General features: G+C 65.5%; 18 protein-coding genes. 5 read left to right on the top strand and 13 right to left on the bottom strand.

Features of this window, described 5'->3' with window-relative positions; translation table 11 throughout:
- Window positions 1–190: 190 nt before the first annotated feature.
- Window positions 191–1,351, top strand: coding sequence for a cytochrome P450 (locus A5651_RS18505; RefSeq protein ID WP_369803974.1), 1,161 nt, complete (start codon window positions 191–193; stop codon window positions 1,349–1,351).
- On the opposite strand, the gene A5651_RS18500 is transcribed toward A5651_RS18505, so the two are convergent.
- From A5651_RS18500 to A5651_RS18485, 4 genes are all read right to left on the bottom strand, one after another.
- On the bottom strand, window positions 1,343–3,199 hold the full coding sequence (locus A5651_RS18500) for a zinc ribbon domain-containing protein (protein ID WP_082943835.1): 1,857 nt from the start codon (window positions 3,197–3,199) through the stop codon (window positions 1,343–1,345). The genes A5651_RS18505 and A5651_RS18500 overlap by 9 nt on opposite strands.
- Window positions 3,196–4,788, bottom strand: a complete 1,593-nt coding sequence (locus A5651_RS18495; protein ID WP_066984080.1) for a protease pro-enzyme activation domain-containing protein — start codon at window positions 4,786–4,788, stop codon at window positions 3,196–3,198. The genes A5651_RS18500 and A5651_RS18495 overlap by 4 nt, the downstream gene beginning before the upstream one ends.
- A gap of 10 nt (window positions 4,789–4,798) precedes the next feature.
- Window positions 4,799–5,095, bottom strand: a complete 297-nt coding sequence (locus A5651_RS18490) for a hypothetical protein (RefSeq protein WP_066984077.1) — start codon at window positions 5,093–5,095, stop codon at window positions 4,799–4,801.
- 116 nt (window positions 5,096–5,211) lie between these two features.
- Window positions 5,212–5,487 (bottom strand): hypothetical protein, encoded by a 276-nt coding sequence (locus tag A5651_RS18485; RefSeq protein ID WP_066984073.1) that lies wholly within the window; start codon window positions 5,485–5,487, stop codon window positions 5,212–5,214.
- Window positions 5,488–5,646: 159 nt separating this feature from the next.
- Between A5651_RS18485 and A5651_RS18480 the strand changes: the two genes are divergently transcribed.
- Both A5651_RS18480 and A5651_RS18475 read left to right on the top strand, forming a co-directional pair.
- A complete protein-coding gene (locus tag A5651_RS18480) occupies window positions 5,647–7,881 on the top strand; it encodes a DUF4185 domain-containing protein (protein WP_156663058.1) in 2,235 nt (744 codons plus the stop codon).
- Between the two features lie 10 nt (window positions 7,882–7,891).
- The gene (locus A5651_RS18475) at window positions 7,892–8,389 is read left to right on the top strand and encodes a hypothetical protein (protein ID WP_066984067.1); all 498 of its coding nucleotides are present in this window, start codon (window positions 7,892–7,894) and stop codon (window positions 8,387–8,389) included.
- A gap of 1 nt (window position 8,390) precedes the next feature.
- Here the strand turns inward: A5651_RS18475 and A5651_RS18470 are convergent, their stop codons facing one another.
- The 8 genes from A5651_RS18470 to A5651_RS18435 form a co-directional block, all read right to left on the bottom strand.
- Window positions 8,391–8,825: a cupin domain-containing protein gene (locus tag A5651_RS18470; protein WP_066984064.1), complete on the bottom strand. Its 435-nt coding sequence runs from the start codon at window positions 8,823–8,825 to the stop codon at window positions 8,391–8,393.
- A 37-nt stretch (window positions 8,826–8,862) separates the two neighbouring features.
- The gene (locus A5651_RS18465; protein WP_066984061.1) at window positions 8,863–9,249 is read right to left on the bottom strand and encodes a hypothetical protein; all 387 of its coding nucleotides are present in this window, start codon (window positions 9,247–9,249) and stop codon (window positions 8,863–8,865) included.
- Entirely contained in the window at window positions 9,246–9,659 is a 414-nt protein-coding gene (locus tag A5651_RS18460) for an ATP-binding protein (protein ID WP_066984058.1), read from the bottom strand. Before A5651_RS18460 ends, A5651_RS18465 begins: the two co-directional genes overlap by 4 nt.
- A complete protein-coding gene (locus tag A5651_RS18455) occupies window positions 9,649–9,987 on the bottom strand; it encodes an STAS domain-containing protein (protein ID WP_066984055.1) in 339 nt (112 codons plus the stop codon). The genes A5651_RS18460 and A5651_RS18455 overlap by 11 nt, the downstream gene beginning before the upstream one ends.
- Window positions 9,987–11,960 (bottom strand): glycosyltransferase, encoded by a 1,974-nt coding sequence (locus tag A5651_RS18450; RefSeq protein WP_066984052.1) that lies wholly within the window; start codon window positions 11,958–11,960, stop codon window positions 9,987–9,989. The genes A5651_RS18455 and A5651_RS18450 overlap by 1 nt, the downstream gene beginning before the upstream one ends.
- Entirely contained in the window at window positions 11,957–13,198 is a 1,242-nt protein-coding gene (locus tag A5651_RS18445) for a PP2C family protein-serine/threonine phosphatase (RefSeq protein ID WP_066984050.1), read from the bottom strand. Before A5651_RS18445 ends, A5651_RS18450 begins: the two co-directional genes overlap by 4 nt.
- Window positions 13,195–13,974 carry a glycoside hydrolase family 26 protein gene (locus A5651_RS18440; protein ID WP_231988736.1) on the bottom strand — a complete coding sequence of 260 codons (780 nt, stop codon included), beginning with the start codon at window positions 13,972–13,974 and terminating at the stop codon, window positions 13,195–13,197. The genes A5651_RS18445 and A5651_RS18440 overlap by 4 nt, the downstream gene beginning before the upstream one ends.
- Window positions 13,975–14,166: 192 nt before the next feature.
- Window positions 14,167–15,978 carry an Hsp70 family protein gene (locus A5651_RS18435; RefSeq protein WP_066984044.1) on the bottom strand — a complete coding sequence of 604 codons (1,812 nt, stop codon included), beginning with the start codon at window positions 15,976–15,978 and terminating at the stop codon, window positions 14,167–14,169.
- 137 nt (window positions 15,979–16,115) lie between these two features.
- Here A5651_RS18435 and A5651_RS18430 point away from each other — a divergent pair, with 137 nt between their 5' ends.
- Together A5651_RS18430 and A5651_RS18425 are read left to right on the top strand one after the other, a co-directional pair.
- The gene (locus A5651_RS18430; protein ID WP_066984176.1) at window positions 16,116–17,621 is read left to right on the top strand and encodes an FAD-dependent oxidoreductase; all 1,506 of its coding nucleotides are present in this window, start codon (window positions 16,116–16,118) and stop codon (window positions 17,619–17,621) included.
- Between the two features lie 10 nt (window positions 17,622–17,631).
- On the top strand, window positions 17,632–18,093 hold the full coding sequence (locus tag A5651_RS18425) for a nuclear transport factor 2 family protein (RefSeq protein WP_066984041.1): 462 nt from the start codon (window positions 17,632–17,634) through the stop codon (window positions 18,091–18,093).
- On the opposite strand, the gene A5651_RS18420 is transcribed toward A5651_RS18425, so the two are convergent.
- Complete coding sequence (locus A5651_RS18420; RefSeq protein ID WP_231988735.1) at window positions 18,094–18,747, bottom strand: L,D-transpeptidase; 654 nt, start codon at window positions 18,745–18,747, stop codon at window positions 18,094–18,096.
- Window positions 18,748–18,787 lie beyond the last annotated feature (40 nt).

Genomic DNA, 18,787 nt, shown 5'->3' with positions numbered 1-18,787 from the left:
GAGTTCAGTGGCGTAGCGTACGTCACACGTCGAACCGGTCGGGCGCATCAACCGAGCCGGCAGTTTTCACTCGGCCGGTTCGATGTACACCCGCCAAAGCCCCCCGTCGGTCAAACTTTCTGGCGTGGCTCATGATGCCATCACCGTCGGCGGTGTCGACCTCGCCGACCCCGACACGTATGCCTCCGGCATGCCGTATGAGGCATACGCCGAACTCCGGCGCCGCGCGCCCGTCGCATGGCACCCGTACGGCGACGGGCCCGGCTTCCTGGCGCTGACCGGATACGACGAGATCCTCGCCGTCTCCCGGGACAGCGCGACGTGGTCGTCGCAGGCCACCGGGGTGTTCTTCGAACCCGCCCAGCACAACGACGAGTTCCAGCTGGCGCTGATGATGCTGACGATGGACCCGCCGCGGCATACCAAGCTGCGGTCTTTGGTCAGCCGCGGCTTCACGCCGCGCCAGGTTGCGCGGTTGAACGACCACGTCGCGGACATGGCCCGCGAGATCGTCGACGACGTCATCGGGCGCGGTGAATGCGACTTCGTCACCGACATCGCCGGCGCGCTGCCGTCGTATGTGATCGCCGAACTGCTCGGCATCCCGCTGGAGGACGGGCGGCGGCTGTACGCGCTGACCGAGATCATGAACTCCGGCGCCGTCGGCGACACCCATGTCGAGTATTCACACGTGGTCGACGCGCAGATGCAGATGTTCGAGTACGGCACCGAGCTCGCCGCGCGCAAGCGGGCCGAGCCCGGCGACGACATCGCGACCGCGCTGCTGCACGCCGAGGTGGACGGTGAACGCCTCACCGATCTCGAGTTCAACATGTTCTTTCTGCTGCTGATCAACGCAGGCGGCGACACCACTCGCAACCTGGTGGCCGCGGGCATTCTCGCGCTGATGGACCATCCGGCCGAGCAGGCCAGGCTGGCGGCCGATCCAACCCTGCTGCCCACCGCGATCGAGGAGATGCTGCGCTACACCAGCCCCGTCACGGTCTTCGTGCGCACGGCGACCCGCGACACGGAGCTCCGCGGCATCGGAGTCAAGGCCGGGGACCGGGCGGCGATGTTCTACCCGTCGGCCAACCGTGACGAGACGCACTTTGCCGATCCCGACCGCTTCGACATCGGCCGTAGCCCCAACCCGCACCTGGCATTCGGTGGCGGCGGCACACATTTCTGCCTGGGCGCCAACCTCGCCCGCGTCGAGGCGTCGGCGATCATTCCCGAGGTGCTGTCCCGAATGCCCGACCTCGAGCTCACCGGGCCTGTCGAGCGGGTGCGCTCCAACCTCATGAACGGCATCCACGCGATGCCGGTCAGGTTCACCGCATCATGCTGACGGTCCGCTGTGCCAGCGAAAGCTGTTGACAAACTTGCCCATATCGAGCGCGAGTTCGAGGTTGACCCCCGACGGATGGCCGCTTCCGAAGTCAGGGCTGAACTCGTGGTACGGGCCGACCGCGGTGGCCACCAAAGCGTAGTCGTTCTTGATGGCGCACAAGGCCACCACCCGCAGCCGGGTGAATTCGCCGCTGGCGTCCTGCGGGTACTGGTCGTACACCGCGCCGTACCCCGGCTCGTAACCGACCATGGCGTTGGGGATTTCGTAGTCGAGGGTGGCATCGGGATAGTAGTCGGCGATCATTGTGTCGATGATCTGCTTCGGCGAGCGCTTCGTGGCGGGTTCGCCCCACAGGTCCAGCGTGCCGGTGTCGCCGCCGGTGTACTCCATCTCGACCCAGTCCGGGTACAGCGTGGCTTTGTACAGAGATCCGGGCCCGGGGTACTGCACCGAGAACTCGCCGTCGGCGGAGACGAAGCGCGGGTTGATGTCGACGGGCTCGCCGATCGGCGGACGCCCACAGTCGGGTGGACAGGTGTAGCGCGGACGCTGCGGTGTTGCCAGTACCGCCGCCGTGATTCCCGCCGCCGCGGCTACCACAAGCCCTGCAGCGAGCGTGGTGAGCATCCACGTGTTGCCCGTATGATGCACCGGCGCAACCTCATACACGCTTTCAGGCGTGGCGTAGCCGGGGCGCCGAACAGTCACATCACCGCCGGTCTCGATGCGACGTGCGGCGTGCGACGCCCGCGATGCCGCCGCGGCGGCGACCCCGCAGTTCGGGCAGAACGCCATATCGGCCACGACGTGGTCGCAGTGGGGGCACAGCACATATCCGGCGTGGCCGGTGGCCTCGCGCTGTTCGTGTAACAGGAAGTACTGCACTCCTATTCGCAGTATCACCAGTGCGGCGACAGTGACCAGCAGGTGCGCACCGACATGCAAACCTTCCAGCGCGGGCACGACTTCGGTGACGCCGAGCGTGCCGAAGACAGCCACGGTTGCTCCCACGCTGGCCACCACCAGCTTGCGACGGCCGAACCACAGTGCGGCACCGACCAATCCGCCCATCGCCGCTGCCGTCAGGGGGATGGCCACGCCTTGCAGGGCCGCCTGCACCAGCAGCATTTTGACGGGCCGATCGTCGGCAACCACCCCGGTGGCGAACTGCGGTGCCAGCCTAGTCAGGATCGCCGCGGCAGTGAATGCGACGGCGCCGAGCGCGCCGATGACGTAGCCGTCCAACGTTTCCCGGCTCGACCGAACGAAACGCATGACGACGGCAGGCATCAGCATCACCGCCGCGCCGGCGATCGGAACCACGATGCCGACGAGTGCAGCCAGTCTCCTGGAGTCCGCGTTGGCGAAGGACACGTCGTAGAAGTGGGCGACGAATGATGCGGTGAGCAACGCCCATCCGACCCCGAGCGCGATGCCTCCGAGTGCGGTCGAAATCAGGGTGGACACCGTGATGTCGCGGTGGGCACCGGACTGATACAGGTACAGCAGGAATACCGTGGGCAGGCCGAGCGCGCTGATAGCGAGCATCGGCGCCTGGCACCGCAGCAGCGCCAGAACCAGCAGCAGCAGGAAGTACACCGCGAGGCCGACGCGAAAAGCCGTGCGGGAGCGGTGCGGAAGATGCGGAAACAGCGAGCTCGCCACCGACAGGCGCACCACCTGTTCACCGGGTGCGGCCGCATAGGCGTCCAACCGAAGAGGCCCGCGCCGCTGCGACAACGGCGCGCCGCACGCTCCGCAGAACGCCGCCGTCGGCCCCTGGGTGCCGCACTGCTCGCAGGCCATGGTCGCCACGCCGCTGTCGCCGACGGGCGGTTGTGTCATCCTGGCGCTACCTGCGATTGGGCCTTGAGGAGGTTCTGGGCGAGGTTGTAGGTATTGGGGCTGCCGAGTCCGGTCACGACATCGTAGCCGGGGACGGCGAGGTCGACGGCGTTGCCGCCCTTGTGAACATCGCGGAAGCCGGGCAGATCGGAGCCCGCAGCAACGCGGTACAGCAGCGGGTTGATGTTGCCCAACGGCCTGCCGCCGTGAGCCTTGACGTATTGGTTCATCAACACCGTCAGCCCCGCCCAGATGGGGGCCGCTTGCGAGGTGCCTGCGCCGACGTAATTGTTTTGGCCGAAGACGAATCTCACTCCGCTGATCGGATCACCCACGGCCGCGACGTCGGGGGAGAGCCTGCGGCGGTTGCCGTCTCGGTCGGCCACCAGTCGCTGCTGCCATAGCGGCCGGTCGAACAGCGCCGACACACCGCCGCTGGTGCCCTGCGACAGTGGCGAGTCGAACCACGGGTACTCGGCAAGCCACTGGCTGCGGGGCCCGGTCGACAATGTGGTGGCACCGACGGCGGTCATGGCCGGAAGCGATGAAACCGCGTCCAGCCCAACATCATCGGGGCCCGGTGGTGCCGACCACTCGTCGGCGCCCTTGCACTCCAAGCCCGCATTGTCACCGGTCGCGTCGAACGCAGAAGTACCGTGAGACTGAGCCCCGGCCAAGGCGGATTCGACCGGTGCCAGGTCGGCGGCGTTGACGAAGGAGTCGCAGGCCCAACCGATGGAGAGGCTCCATACGGCGCCGGGGTACCGCCGGTCCGCGTCTTCGAACATCCGCCCGATCTTTTCGTACGCGCCGTCCCCCTCCAGGGTGGGTCTGGCGTTGATGACGACGAGCTTGGCGTCCGGCGCAATGGCATGTGCGACTTGCAGATCCATCGCCGTCTCACCGTGTGATTCCTCGGGTTGACCGCCGATCACCTCGGGTGTGAACCGCGGCAATCCCGAGGTGTCGGCGAAGGTGTCGAGGTCCTTCTGGTCGAAGCGGTCGAACTCGAAGAAGACGATCGTTTCGCCCTTGCCGGTATGCCCCTCGCGCACCAACGGGTCGGCGTTGTACGCCGTTAGCAGACCGTGCGGCGTCAGGCCGCCTTTAGGCACGTCGCGCGCAAGGTGGTTCGGTTGCTTGATGCGGTGTGGGGTGTAGCTCATGATCCGGCCCAGCGCGGTGACGTCGCCGCCGAGGGCCGCCGGCACCGACGGCTGCTGGGGTGACGCATAGAACAGCTGACCCTTCGGGCCGCGGTAGTCGTTGACCGGGACACCGAACGCCTTCGCCAGGTCTGCGGCAGTGCCCTCGACTACCGCCCAGCCGTCGCCGGCACGCCATCGCACGCCAAGGTGTTGGGTGTCAGCCCATTCCATCAACGCCGCCGGGCGGTCGGCGTCCGGCAGCGTGGCGGTCAACTGCGCTTCACCGGTATGTGAAGGACCGAGATCGGTGGAGTCGGCCAGCAGCGCCGCGAAGGGTCCGGTGATGACCGCCGCCGTATGTTGCGGCGAGCATCCTGCACTCAGACCGCACACGGCGATCAGAGATGACGTCGCGATCAGCGCCGGCAGATGCCGCCGCATGTGAGGTTCCCTACGGGTTCATGTTCTGATGGCGACCGCCCTGGCCCGGCAACGCCGTCTGCGGCGGGGGTGCCAAGTTGGTCGGGGTGAACCGGTTGGGCGCCTGCGGATCGATCCGCGGAGCCTTCTCGGTGGGTGTAACCGGGGCCGCCGGCGACGTCGTCGTCGTGGTCGTGGTGGTGGTCGTCGAGGTTTCGGGGGCTTTCTCCTCACCGGCGCAGCCGGCGGTGAAGAAGCCCATGGTCGCGACAGCTGCCAAACCGGCAACGGCCGCGAGTCGACGAGGCAAACGACGCTGCGTTGTCATTCGTATCCTTATCTACGGTGCCTGCGCGTAATACGCAGGGATTACCGACCATATTGACACAGACAGCGAAGCCGCGCCAGCTTTCTTAGCAAAATTTAACGTGTGCGAAGAACCTACTAAACGCTTGCGCAGACCGACGGAGCAAACGGCACCGGGATCGGAACGCAAACACCCACCGAGAAATACGGCGTCGGGTCACCGTTCCAAACCGGCGGTGGTGGAGGGGGCGGCGGCGCCGGCGCAGCAACGCACGAATTGGACGGCGGATCGAAGACGGTGCCGGCGCCGCATTCGGCCGCGCCGCTGACCCCCGGCGCGGCCACCGTGACGAAGGCGCACGCCGCGAAGATGGCCCCGCAGACGATCGCAAGACGACGCATTGTATTTCTCATCGAAGGCCTCCCTCACGCTCATCCCCGACCTTCTCTGTGTCGAATCGTAGTCCCGTTAAGGAACGTCGAAGAATTTTTCGGCATTACTGAAAGAGCTGAAAAAAGGTTGCCGCGGATGCGAAACTCTCCGCAAGTCGGGGATGCACAACGAGGGGAATCATGGGTGCATCTGCCTATATCGGACGCGTCGGCGCATTAGCTGTCGCACTCGGAATCGGAGCCGCAGTCACAACAGGCCAGGGGGTGGCCTGGGCTGATCCAACTGAGAAGGACCAGACGGTCAGCCAGCCATCGGCGTCGGCCGGCGGCGACGCCGACAACGACGCCAAGACCGGTGCCGACACCACGTCGGGTGCGACGGCTGACAACACATCGACGTCTGCGTCGACTACCGCGAAGTCGCGAGTGAACCAGCGTCCATCGTTGACACGGTTGGCGTCGCGGGCAAACGATGCGTTGTCATCACTGACCCGCGCCGCCGAGCACGGGGTCACCGTCGCCACAGGCGGGGCACACACCAGCGGGAAGCCCGCGGCGCAAAAGCAGCCCGAGCCTGACGAGACCGAGCCGCAGGACCGTGAGGTCGTCGAGTCGGAGGACATCAAACCGGCGCCAAAGAAATCGTCGGCGACCACACACAACCCCGGCGAAGGGGTCATTCACCGCCTGCAGGCGGTCACGCCGCACATCGAGGCGCGCAGTGTGGACACCGCCGCCAAAACTGGCGCCGCCATCACCGCTAAAAACCTAACCACCACGGTGACCAGCGCCGCACAGTCGGCGCAGACCTTCGTTTCCAGTTCCGCGGCCAGTGTGGATCAGGGTGCTATCCGTACTTTCTCCACCACGGTGGTGGACGAAAAATCGGTACCCACGATGATGGCGGCAGCAGTCAAGCCTGTCGAACAACCCACGCTGCCAAGGCTTCTGACCAGTTTAGTGTCGGCGTTCGGGCTGGGCGCACTTGCCGCGAACACGCCGGGGGCGCCGTTCGGGTCGCCGATCGTGATGGCACTGCTGGCATTGGGTACTCGTCGCGAATCCGAATCGGTGACCACCCTGACCAGGACTGCGGCGGTGGGCAATACGCCGGTCGCGGCGCTGGCCCTGACGGGTTCACCGACAGCGGCCGTCACGACGCCCGACAAGTCGACATCGTACGTGGTGACGCCGGTCGCTGTGAGCTCCAATACCTGGAAGCTCACCTCGGTGACCGGCTCCGGAGTCAACAGCCTCAACGACGCACAGAACCGGTTCGGCGTCGGCGGTACCGACCTCGGCATCATGTGGGACAACGGAATCACAGACAATCCGAACACCACAGTGGTGGAGCAGCATCAGGTGCTGATGTTGTTCGGCGATACGTTCTCCAACACCACCCCGGTGCGCACCGGCGTGTGGAAGAACAACATGCTGTTCCGGAGTTCGGACACCATGTTGTCCAACGGCATCTATGTCCGTGATGGCAGCCTGCCGATCGACGGCACCACCGTCGACGACTTCTCCGGCGCGCCGCTGGTGATCGAGCCGACGCTGAGCAACAAGGCCATCTTCAAACAGGTCATCGCCAACGAGCGCTACGCAGTCGGCAACGATGTGACGATCATTCCGACGTCCGCGATCTCGGCTCCGTATCCCAATGACTACGGGTCGCGGCAGTACGCGACGTTCATGGACGTCCGGTCGTGGGATTCGTCCGGCCGGTGGACGACCAACTATTCCGGCGTCGCGTTCTCCGACGACAACGGCGTGACATGGCATGTCGCTCCGGAGAGCATCCGCGCGTCCGCGCCGGGTTACTCGACGCAGCCGTTTGTCAACGGCAACCAGAACTTTCAACAGTTCGCACTCGTCAAGCCGGCTCCGAACACACAGGACGCGATAGATGGCTGGGTGTACGCCTACGGCACACCGTCGGGTCGGTACGGAACGGCGTACCTGTCGCGGGTCAAGCAGGACCAGATCCTCGATGCCAGCCAGTACCAGTACTGGGACGGAAAGGGCTGGGTTGCAGGCAATCCCGCTGCCGCCAAGCCGATCCTGCCTGCGACGACGACCAGCAGCTTCTTCGGGCTGGTCAAGACGACGACGTATCCGAGCGTCGGCGAAATGTCGGTGCAGTACAACGAATACGAGAAGCAGTACATCATGCTGACCACTGATCCGGCCGGCAACGTGGTGATGCGCAAGGCGAGTCGACCCGAAGGTCCGTGGTCGGCACCGATCACGTTGGTGTCGGGCACCAAGATGCCGGGCGCGTATGCGCCGATGATCCACCCGTGGTCCTCGACGTCGAACGTCTCCGCAGCCGATCAGCAGTACCTGTACTGGAATATATCGACCTGGAACGACTATCAGGTCACCACCATGCGTACCGACCTCAGCAAGGTGTAGCGCAGAAGGCATGAAACGCCGTGCGCTGAAAGCCGTGACGGTCGCGGTCATCGCTTCACCGGCGATGGCCGCGCCGGTCGCGGCAGCCGATCCGGCGGTGCCCCAGGTGGATGCGCCGTGCCCGCAGGCCGTCGCCGGTGCGCTTGCCCAATTGCCCGATCTCAAGACCGTTGTCGGATGCCAGGATCCGGGCGACGGCCAACTCCGTTGGCGAACATATGATTCGCCGTATCCGAAAAGCGACCGCTGGTTCTCCTACGGACCCGCGCTGACACTGCACGGCGAAGGCCAGCGCAATCGCGAGATCGATTCCGGACGGTGGTTCGGCTACCCGCAAACCCCTGACACCCGCTGCGGCGCCGCGCAATTGGACAACGCCGCCGCGGGAAACCGGACCGCTCCGCAGGTGTCAACCGGCCAGCCGGGGCAGCCCCTCGATGTCCAGGTCGTGCCGATGCTCTTCACGGTCGAGTTGACGGGGCAGTGCCTGTGGCAGAAGGAGCAATGACCTAGGGGCACGCCGCGGGCGCGTCGTCGCGGACCATGCGGTCGGCGGGCAGCGTGTACGTCACCACCACGTCGGCATCGACAGCACCGCGGTTGGCGACCACGTGCGGCACACCGGGGGGCAGGAACACCGTCTGGCCGGCCGAGTAGGTGACCGGAACGCAGTCGGCGGCGGTGACGACGACGCTGCCCTCGGTGATCACCGACTGCTCGGGGCCCGGGTGAGCATGCCAGCCGCTGCTTGCGCCGGGCTTGAGAACCAGGCTCTGCACATAGAACGCCGTCTCCTCGCCGTTGGTGACGATCGAGACGGGCGTGTTCGACGTGCCCTTGGCCAAGTCCGTGCGTTGCACGTCGCCTTCCGCCGGGGTCGCCGCCGCCGACGGCGACAAGGCGAGCGCGGCCACCGTCAGAGCCAGGATCGTGCAGGTGCGCATGGGCAAATGCTACGAACTGCGCTGCAGACTCGCCGCCCTATTCAGCGTCTTCGGACGCCTCCGGGGACGCATCGAGGACGCTGACGGCTATGCCGTAGGGGAGGAAGCGCACCTTGCGTCTGGGATCGGTGTTGGTCTTGTTGGCGCGCAGCGCGTCCAGTTCAGTGGCGTACACCTCTTCGACGTGCGCCTTGCCGTCGTCGTCGACGAGGTAGATGGCCCACACCCCGTCGCCTGCCTCCCCGGTGGTCTCCGGCTCGTGCCGCTGGCGCCGAGAGAACTCGTCGAACAGCACGCTCCAGCCCGCCCGCTCACCGGTCATGTCGAAGACCTTCCCGATGGCGTCGCGCAGCCCCTCGCCGGCCTCGCGTATCACTCGATCAAAGTCATCCGGGTCGAACCCGAACGGCCCACTGTTGCTCATCCATCCATTGTGCGCTTCCGCACAAGCGTCCAGTGATTTCCTTGCTCATCGCGTCGGTAAGAAAGCTCATCGAGGACGCGATGCGCCATCGCAAGGCCTCGACCACGCTCGGCGAACTCTTCGGGAAGACCCGCCCCCGCGAGGTCGATGCGGGCGGGTTTGCCGTCGTCATTGAAGACCGCCTCTACCGCGTCGGGCCGCATGCGCACCTCCATCCGCAATCGAACCGGTCTGCCGCCCCCGGAGTGCTCGATGATGTTGGCACCGATCTCGCCTGCCGCGAGGTCCATGTGAATGCGCACGATCTCCGGCACATCATGCTCACGCCAGACCTCGTCGAGTACGCCCTGAATCGCATCGAGGGTCTCGGGGCCGGTTGTGGTGTCCAGCACGTGCCGATCAGGAGTCATCGAACGCCTCCTCGGCGCTTCCGTGCGTGCGCAGAACGCGGTTCAGATTCGTGAGCTCGAGCACTGTCGTGACCTGCCGGGTGGGCGCCGCGATGCGAAGATCCCCTCCCGCCTGGCGCGCGGCCTTGAGACCCGAGATCAACGCACCGAGACCCGATGAGTCGATGAACTCGGTGCCGCTGAGGTCGACGACGATCCTGCTATTCCCCTTCTCCACCAATGTGTGCAGCTCCTTGCGCAGTCCCGGCGCGGCGACCATGTTGAGCCGCCCCTCTGGCTTGATCACCAGAGCACCGGAATGCGTTGCGCGAGTTTCATACTGACCCATCACTCCCCCTCACCTTCATGCCCGCGGTACCGCACGGCCTGGAACACGACACTGAGTATGACTATGTCGAAAAGCACCCAGAACAAGTTGACACCGACACCCAGCACAGAGATCGCGCCGAAGTAGAGCTGGACGATGCCGATCGCCGACGCGACGAGCAGCAGCGCCATCGCGCCGATCTGCCACCGGACCAGGTGCCAAGGAATTGCACGCTGCTCCTGCTTGGTCTTCGGTGTCACGGCGAAGCCAAGCGGACGGTCGAAATACACGTTGCGAAATGCCGTGACACAGGCCCTGATCCAGACCGGGAACAGGGCAAGGCTGTACTGCTGACCGCGCCAAGTGGGCGTGCCGCGGCTGATGATGATGAACATCAGCTGATTGAGAATGAGGAACGGAATAAGCCGTCCGAAGAAGTCCAAGCTGTACGCCTTGACCGGCATGATGCCGAAGATCAAATAGATGGCCGGTGCGGCGATGTAGGCGACCGCGGCAAAGCCGGCCAGATAACTCCACATGGTCGCCCAGTACATGAGGCGCTGGCCGATGCTCAAACCCTTTTGCACCAACGGGTTTTCCTTCAGCATCACCTGAATGGTGCCCTGCGCCCAGCGTAGCCGCTGAGTGAGCATCGTGCGCACATCGTCAGGCGCAAGTCCGCGGGCGAGGATTTCGTGGTGGTATGCCGTGCGCCACCCCATGGCGTGCAGTCGCATGCAGGTCGCCATGTCCTCCGTCACCGAGATCGTCGCCATCGGCAGCAGCGGCTGTGCCTCGTCGTCGCGCCCGACGTCGACCGCACGGATCATCGCCCGGATGGACTCGATGGCTCCCAAGGGTGACCACTCCCGGCTGGCCAGCGTCTCCAGCGCTTCGTCGTCGAAAATCACTGCGGTGACAACGGCCTCGGAATGCGCGTTGAGCGCGGCTATATCTTCCAAGTCGGCACGCATGTTGCTGACGTGTGAGGCCACCACTGTTCTGGCCGCGGCGTCGACGCGTTGTTGGAAATCGTAGGTGATGTCGGCGAGGTGGCGTTTTCGCCGCAATTCGCCGCGTGCGTCATGCACGGCGCTTCGGACGGAGTCCAGCGCTGCCTGCGCCTCCGGCTGATCAGCGCCGACCTTTCGGCGGGACTGCTTCAGTATTTTGTCAGCGGCATACAACGTCCGCTTGATGCCGTCTTCCACGGCACGCACGTAGCCCGCCACACCGAGTTGCATGAGCGCCTCTCGGCGCAATACCGCGTTGGAGCCGCAGAAGTACGCGGCGTTCCAGCCGTCCTTTCCCTGCTGAATCGGGCCGTAGAACAACGGCGCCTGGCTGCCCAGCGGATCGCTGAACGGAACGTTGACGAAGTACTGCGGTGTCTGCACAAGCGCCATGCGGGGATCGCGGAAATAGCCGAGGGTGTGATCGAGCAGTTCCGGCTCGGGCACCTGGTCGGCGTCGAGGACCAGAATGAATTCGCCCTGGGTCTCCATGAGCGCGTTGTTCAGATTGCCCGCCTTGGCGTGCCGGGGTTTGTCAGACCAGCTGGCCGAACGCGTCAGGTAGCTGATGCCGCGCTCGGCCGCGGCGTTCGCCAGACTCGGCCGCTCGCCGTCGTCGAGGATCCAGGTGCTGTGGGGATAACGGATTCGCTGCGCCGCCTCGGCGGTAGCCAGCACCATCTCTTCGGGCTCGTTGTAGGTGGTGATGAAGACGTCGACGGTAGCACCGTCGGGCGGAGGTGGCGGCGGGCTCCGTCTCAGCAGCTTCCACATGGTGAGGCCGAACAACAGCGAGTCGATGAGGCTGTAGGTCTCGGCGATCACGAGCGGGACCGCGATCCACCACGCCTCCCAGTTCATGGAGGCCAGCCACCGCCACATGATGTAGTTGATGCCGAGCGCTGCGCTGCAGAGGATCAGCAGCCGCAGCCACGGCGACGGGTATTTGCCTTCGGGATCTTCAGGGAGCCGATGCCTCATCCGGTGAGCTCTCTGCGGATCGCGAGGAGGGTGATGTCGTCCATCGGCACATTGACCGCAGCTAGCGCCTTGGTTTGGGAACACAGGTCGGCAGGATCGGCGTGTTCAGCGACGAATGCCAGCGCGGGCCGGACGTCGCTACCGTCGCCGCTCAGATCGAGGACGCCGTCGGATGCGATGACCAGCGTCTCCCCATAGTCGAGGTGAACTTCCTTGGAAGTCCAGAAGTCGTCGGGCAGCACACCAAGGGGGGTGCCCTCACTCGACAGCGGCTCCACTTCCCCACCCTTGCGGACGATCACCGCGAACCCGTGACCGGCATCCACGTACTGCACCGAACCTGTGGCCGTTTCCAGCCGCGCGTGGAACATGGTGACGAAGGTGTCCGTTCTGGTCAGATCATCAGACAACTGCGCGGCCACCGAGTTGACGGCATCAGCGAGGTCAGCACCCTGGGCAGTCTCGTCGAGGGCTTTGGTCGCGGCCCGCATCGCCGAGCGGACGCTCGCGGTCAGGATTGCAGCGCCGAGGCCCTTGCCCATCACGTCGGCGACGGTGAAGATCACTCCGCGTTGCGATGGATAGTGGTCGTAGAAGTCTCCGCCGACGGCGAACGCCGGAATGCACATCGCGCACACCGAGTAACCAGGCAGATCCCCGAGGGCACGAGGCAGGAGGTGGCGCTGCACCTCGGCGGCCCGTTCCATCTCGTCGGTCTGCTCGAGTTCACGCTGCACCCAACCGGCGAGTTCACGGAACGTCTCGAGCTGCTCGCTGTCGAGCGCTCGCGGTTCGGTGTCGTAGATGCAGAAAGTGCCCACGGCGTGGCCCCCGGGGCCGAACAAGGGGTAACCCGCATAAAAGCGCACGCCGCCGTCGGCTTTGATTGCCGGTAGTTCACAGAAATCTGGCGCTTCTCGCGCATCTTCGATAATCAGCGCCGGCTCGTCGACACCTTCGTATGTTCGCGCGATGGTGGCTCGGCAGACGGTTTCCTGCCTTGGTATAGCGCCGGCCAGATCGAGACCGTCGTTCTGTTTGAACCACTGATGATCGCGGTCCACAAGCGATACCGCGGCCATCGGTACTCCGAATATCTGTCGGGCCATCCGGGTGATGCGCGCGAAGCGCTCCTCAGGCGGGGAGCCGAGCAGTTGGAGCTGCTCTACCGACCTCATTCGCGCGTCTTCTAGTTCTGGCGAGAGGACGAACCCTTCGCTGACGACGTCGGAGGTCATGGCGCCACCTCGTAGGCGGCCGCCCTCTTCTTGAGCGCTGCGGCCATCGCGGCCACGGCCTGGGAGCTGCTGACCATCCGCCAATCGGTCTCCTTGTCGTGCTCGAACCAGACGAAGCCGTCCACACCGGGGTAGTCGGCCAGATAGGACACCAGTTCGGCAATCCAGTCGGCTTTCGAACCGCCGGATTCCGCGCATGCCACCTCTGCCACGAAGATGGGCTTGTTGGCGTCCAGGCCCCGCAACGCGGTCAGCACCGGGTCGAAGAGATCGGCGGGTGCGATCCACTCAGCATCGGGCCGGGTGTCGCCCCAGTTGTAGCCGTCTGCAGCGAGCACGTCGACGTACTCGCCGCCGGGATACCAGGCGGTCAGAGGAGCGTCCTCGTCCGAGACCGCGTTGGGGCACCAGACCCACTCGACGCTGGTCGCTTCGCGCTCCCTGAAGATATCGACGATGTGACGCCAGGCCGCGACGAACCGGCTTGGCGTTTCACCGTGGGCGGGACTCCACGGATACCAGTCGCCGTTGAACTCATGTGCGAAGCGCAAATAGACGGTGTCGTCGTAAGCCCTGAATGCATTCGCCCACTGGACGAGATGATCGTCGTACTCACCATCGGCGATCGCGGCGAGCGATACCGTCCACGGTTCCCAGGTGATGATGGGGTCGGCGTGACGGCGATGAACAGCGTTGATACCGGCCGCGGGCGGGACCGCGTCGAAGTGGTCGAACCACAAGACCAATTGCGGTTCTTCGGCGACGGCGGCGGCCACCGCGCGAAGCTCACGGCAGGCTAATGGACCGCCCTCGACGCTCACCCCGAATCGCAACCGACCTCTGTCGCACACCACTCCACCCATGAACGAATTAATTGACGTTTCGAGCAAACACTGTTCGCCCCTCAGCCGACGTTGCCGTAATCGGTAGTAAAAGACGATTAGCAGGGTTACCCGACGTCGCAGAAATTAACCCCAGGGAGATTGCGGATACACCGGCGGCTGATAGGCCGGTGGCGGCGGAGGTCCGGTGTTGGGCACCTGGATCGGCACCGGCACCGGCACGAACGGGACCCTGACATAGCTCGTCGTCATCGACGGCGTGGTGGTTGTCGTGGTCGTCGTCGTGGTGGTGGTCGTCGTCGTGGTCGTGGTGGTGGTCGGTGACGTCGTCGTGGTTGTCGTCGGCGTGGTGGTCGTCGTCTTGGTGGTGGTCGGCACCGTGGTCGGCGTCCACGAGGGCGTCTCAGGTGGCGGGGGTGGTGGCGGCGCTTCGCTGACCGCCTCGCTGGCGGGGGCCGTCGGCGGGCTCGGTGGCACCGGCTGGGAGTTCTCCTGCTTCCGCGGTTCCTGCGGCTGGGGCTCGGGCGGCTTGGGCGGCTCGGCCTTCGACGCCTCGGTGGCCTTCGTGCTGTCGGTGGCGCTGGTCAACGCGTAGGTCACCCCGCCGACGGTGATGATGCCGATGACGGCGGCGACGCCGATGACCAGCCCGGCCACGCGGTGCCACGGCCGCCGCGGCTTCTGGTAGATACGTCCGGTCGTCGGCACGTACTCGATCACCGGTCGCGCGCCGGAATTCGCGAGTACATACGGGTTCTCACCGGTGTACGGGACTGGCTCGTCGCCGCCCTCGTCCTGCGACCAGGCCAGCGCTCGGAACGTCGCCGAGTCAGCGGCGTCGGCGACCGCAGGGTCGTAGACCGGTTCGGCGGCGGTCACGTCGGTGGCGGCGGGGGCCGCGCCGGTCGGCGCCCCGGCGTCAATCGCCGTCGCCGCGTTGGCTCCGGTCGGCGCTTCGGCATCGGTCCCGAACGCCGCGACGAGCGCCGCCCCGACAGCGGCGTTGAGCGCAGGCTGCGGTGTGGTGATCACCGGGAGCCCGGTGTGTTCCGAAAGTCGCTGTGCGACGAGAGGAATGGCGGCACCACCGCCGACAGCTGCCACGGCGGACAGCGCGGTCGGTGCCAGACCGTTGCGCTCCACCAAGTCGTCCAACGCCGTGACCACACCGTCGAGCGGCCGCCGGATCAGATCGGACAGTTCGTCCCGCGTGACGCGGATGTCTGCGCGATGTCCCGGCAGGTCCAATACCAAATGCGTCGCGGTGTCGGCGGACAGCTGCTCCTTGGCCTGTCTGCACTCCTCCCGCAGCCGGGCGAGCGATTCCACGGCGGTGGTGCCCGCGGTATCGGCGCCGTCGGTCAGGTTATCGAGGATGTGCGTGAGCAACGTCTGATCGATGAGGTCCCCCGAAAAGTCGGCGTGCCGGACCGTCTCGCCAACCGGTTGGAAACCGGCAGCCGCGTCGGCGAGCGTGATGCTCGTGCCGGTGCCGCCCAAGTCGATCAGCGCGACCACTCCATCGGGGGCTAGGCCGGGACTGGCTTGCAGCGCTGTCAATGCGGTGACGGCGTCGGACACCACCCGCACCGGCACGCCGGCCGGCGCCAGCGTCGCGCTGTTGGTCAGCGCGCTGCGGAACGCCCACGTGGTCGTCGGGTTCCAATGGGCGGGGACAGCGATCGTGAGGTCGGGCGACGGCCCACCGGCCACCTGCACCATCGCGTCGAGCGCTTGGACGAGAAGCTGTTCGGCGCGGTAGCTCGTGCCGTCGGGGGTGACCAGCGGAACCCGGTCCCCGACCCGCTCGACGAACCCGCTGACGGTCTCGCCGGACGGTCCAAGGGTCAGCACCGAGCGGCGCGTCACTGGTAGATTGCCGACACGCGCCGCGACCAGGTTTGTTGTCCCTACCGACAACCCCAAGGGGTCGCTCATAACGGCCCACACCCTAGTCGTGTTTTCAGCGGTTACCGCTGACGACACTCCGCGTGCAGCTGGTTTGAACAGCGTTCGGCCAGCGTGGTTTTGACCGCGCGGTTTTCGTCATCGGTGCGCAGGGTACTGGCATGACCATGACTTCGTTGTGGCTGGACGATAGAGCAAATACACCGTCGCCCCCGAGCCCGCTGCTTGAGGCGGACCGGCAGGCCGACGTCGTGGTGGTCGGCGCGGGCATCACGGGGCTCACCACCGCTGTGCTCTTGGCCAGGGCCGGCAAGAACGTCCTGGTGCTCGAGGCATTCTCGGCGGGAGCCGGGGCCACCGGCAACACCACCGCGAAAATCAGCCTGCTGCAGGGCACCAAACTGTCGAAGATAGTCGCCAAGCACGGCCCCAAACGCGCCCGGCAGTACGTCGACGGCAATCGCGAGGGCCAGGAGTGGCTGATTCACCACTGTGAGGCGCACGGCATTTCGGTGCAGCGCGAAGACGCGTTTACCTACGCGCAGTCCGAGAAGGGTGTTCCGGCGGCGCGCGCCGAACTCGAGGCGGGCAAAGCCGCGGAGTTGCCTGTGGAGTGGGTCGAAGAGGCCAATGTCCCGTTCCCTTTCCACGGTGGTGTTCGCCTGCCTGATCAGGCCCAGTTCGACCCGATGCCGCTGGTGGACAGCCTCATCGTCGAACTCGATGAGCACGGCGGGCGCCTCGTGGAAGGCGTTCGCGTGCAGAAGGTTTCGGGTGAGGGCGACGGTTTGGCGTTGCATGTGCGCACCAGCGAGGGCGACGAGTTCGACGTGCGGGCCAAGCAGTGCGTGCTGGCTACCGGTGTCCCGATCCTGGATCGCGGTGGGTTCTTCGCGCGGCTCAAGCCGCAGCGCTCCTACTGCATGGCCTATCGCGTGCCGGGTGACATCACCAGCGGCATGTACATCTCCACGGATTCCCCGACGCGGTCGGTCCGCTATGCACCGACCGCGGACGGTCAGCGGCTGATCGTCGGCGGCGCAGGGCACCCGGTGGGTCATGAGAAGCACCCGGCGTCGTCGGTGCAAGAACTCGATGCGTGGGCCAAAAAGCACTATCCCGGTGCCATGCAGACGCATTACTGGTCTGCACAAGACTATTCACCCGCTGACGAGCTGCCCTACGTCGGGCCGATCCTTCCGGGCCACGACAAGATCTTTGTGGCAACGGGTTTCGACAAGTGGGGCATGACTAACGGTTCGGCCGCGGCGCTGGCGTTGTCCAGCCGGATCCTCGGTGGCCGGATGGATTGGGCGGAGGCGTTCGCCAGCTGGAGCCCTCATGAGCTGTCCGGCATCCCGAAAGCCATGCAGGCCAACCTTCAAGTGGCGATGTATCTGGCACGGGGCTGGATCACCCCGGTGACCCGGATCGGTAACCGCACACCCGACGACGGCGGCGTCGTCAGTGGCCCACCCTGGCAACTCGAGGGCCGCTGTGTGGTCAACGGTGTCGAGCACCGCGTCTCGCCCGTCTGCCCGCATCTGGGCGGCATCGTGAACTGGAACGACGCCGACGAGGCATGGGAGTGCCCGTTGCACGGCTCGAGGTTCGCACCGGACGGCACACTGCTCGAAGGTCCTGCGACCCGGGATCTCACTGCCGCTCAGTAGTATCCCGCCCATGAGCGATATCGACGAGATAAAGCGGGTGAAGTACCGATACCTGCGGGCGCTGGACACCAAGCACTGGGACGAGTTCGCAGACACCCTCACCGAGGACATCGAGGGTGACTACGGCAGCTCACTGGGCCAGGAGCACCGGTTCACCGACCGCGACACGCTGGTCGACTTCATGCGCACCTCGATGCCCGCGAACGTCCTCACCGAACACCGGGTGACGCAACCCGAGATCGACGTCGACGGTGACGAAGCCACCGGTATCTGGTATCTGCAGGACCGCGTGATCGTCCCCGATTTCAACTTCATGCTCTTCGGTGCGGCGTTCTACCACGACCGCTACCGGCGCACCGCTGACGGCTGGCGGATCTCGGCGACCGGGTACCAACGCACCTACGAGGTGAACATGTCCACCGAGTCGATCACCAATTTCAAGGTGAAACCCGGTGCGGCACTGAATATTTGATTACTGCTGGGTGACAGCAATCAGCGCGCCGGGCTGTAGCCAGCGCATGATCTCGACCAGCGTGCCGTCGTCGAGTGCCACGCACCCGGCCGTCGGGCTGCCATCGGTGGCGTGCAGAAAGAACGCGCCGCCGTTACCCGGCACACGTTGCTTGTTCACGCCCATCACCACAGCGTGCACGTACTGCGGAATGTCGAGGTTCTCGGTGCCGCTGGCGGGGTTGGTGTCGAACGGGCACTGCGACTTCTTGCAGATCTGCATGGTGTTGTAGGTCGGGCTCTTCATATCGCCGTCCCACCAGTGGTCGGGGCCGACCTGCACGTACTGCAGTCCGCCGCCCGGGTTGGGTGCGGTGCCGAAAGCGAAGTCGAGGGTGAATATCCCCATCGGCGTTTTCGCTTGGCCATCATGGGTTTCCGGCGCCATGCCGTTGGATCCGACGAACGCGGGGATGCCGGTCCTGATCGCCTGCCAGCCGGTGGCGGTGCGCTGGAAGACATCGATCTTGGCCAACGAACCCCCGTCGCCCACAACGGAAATGACCTGGGCGGCGTTGCCGACCTTGGGCGCGAACCACGGCGTGTAGTCGGCGTGCGCGACCGACGCCAGCGCCAACGGCAGGGTTGCTATCAGCGGTAGCAGCCATCGACGCACGCGCCCATGGTTGCACATGACGACTCGATTGGGCCGTCGG

This window comes from Mycobacterium sp. 1274761.0, assembly GCF_001668615.1.
Lineage (GTDB): Bacteria > Actinomycetota > Actinomycetes > Mycobacteriales > Mycobacteriaceae > Mycobacterium.
Note: the sequence above shows the minus strand (reverse complement) of the source record. Positions and strands in the feature narration are given on the sequence as shown.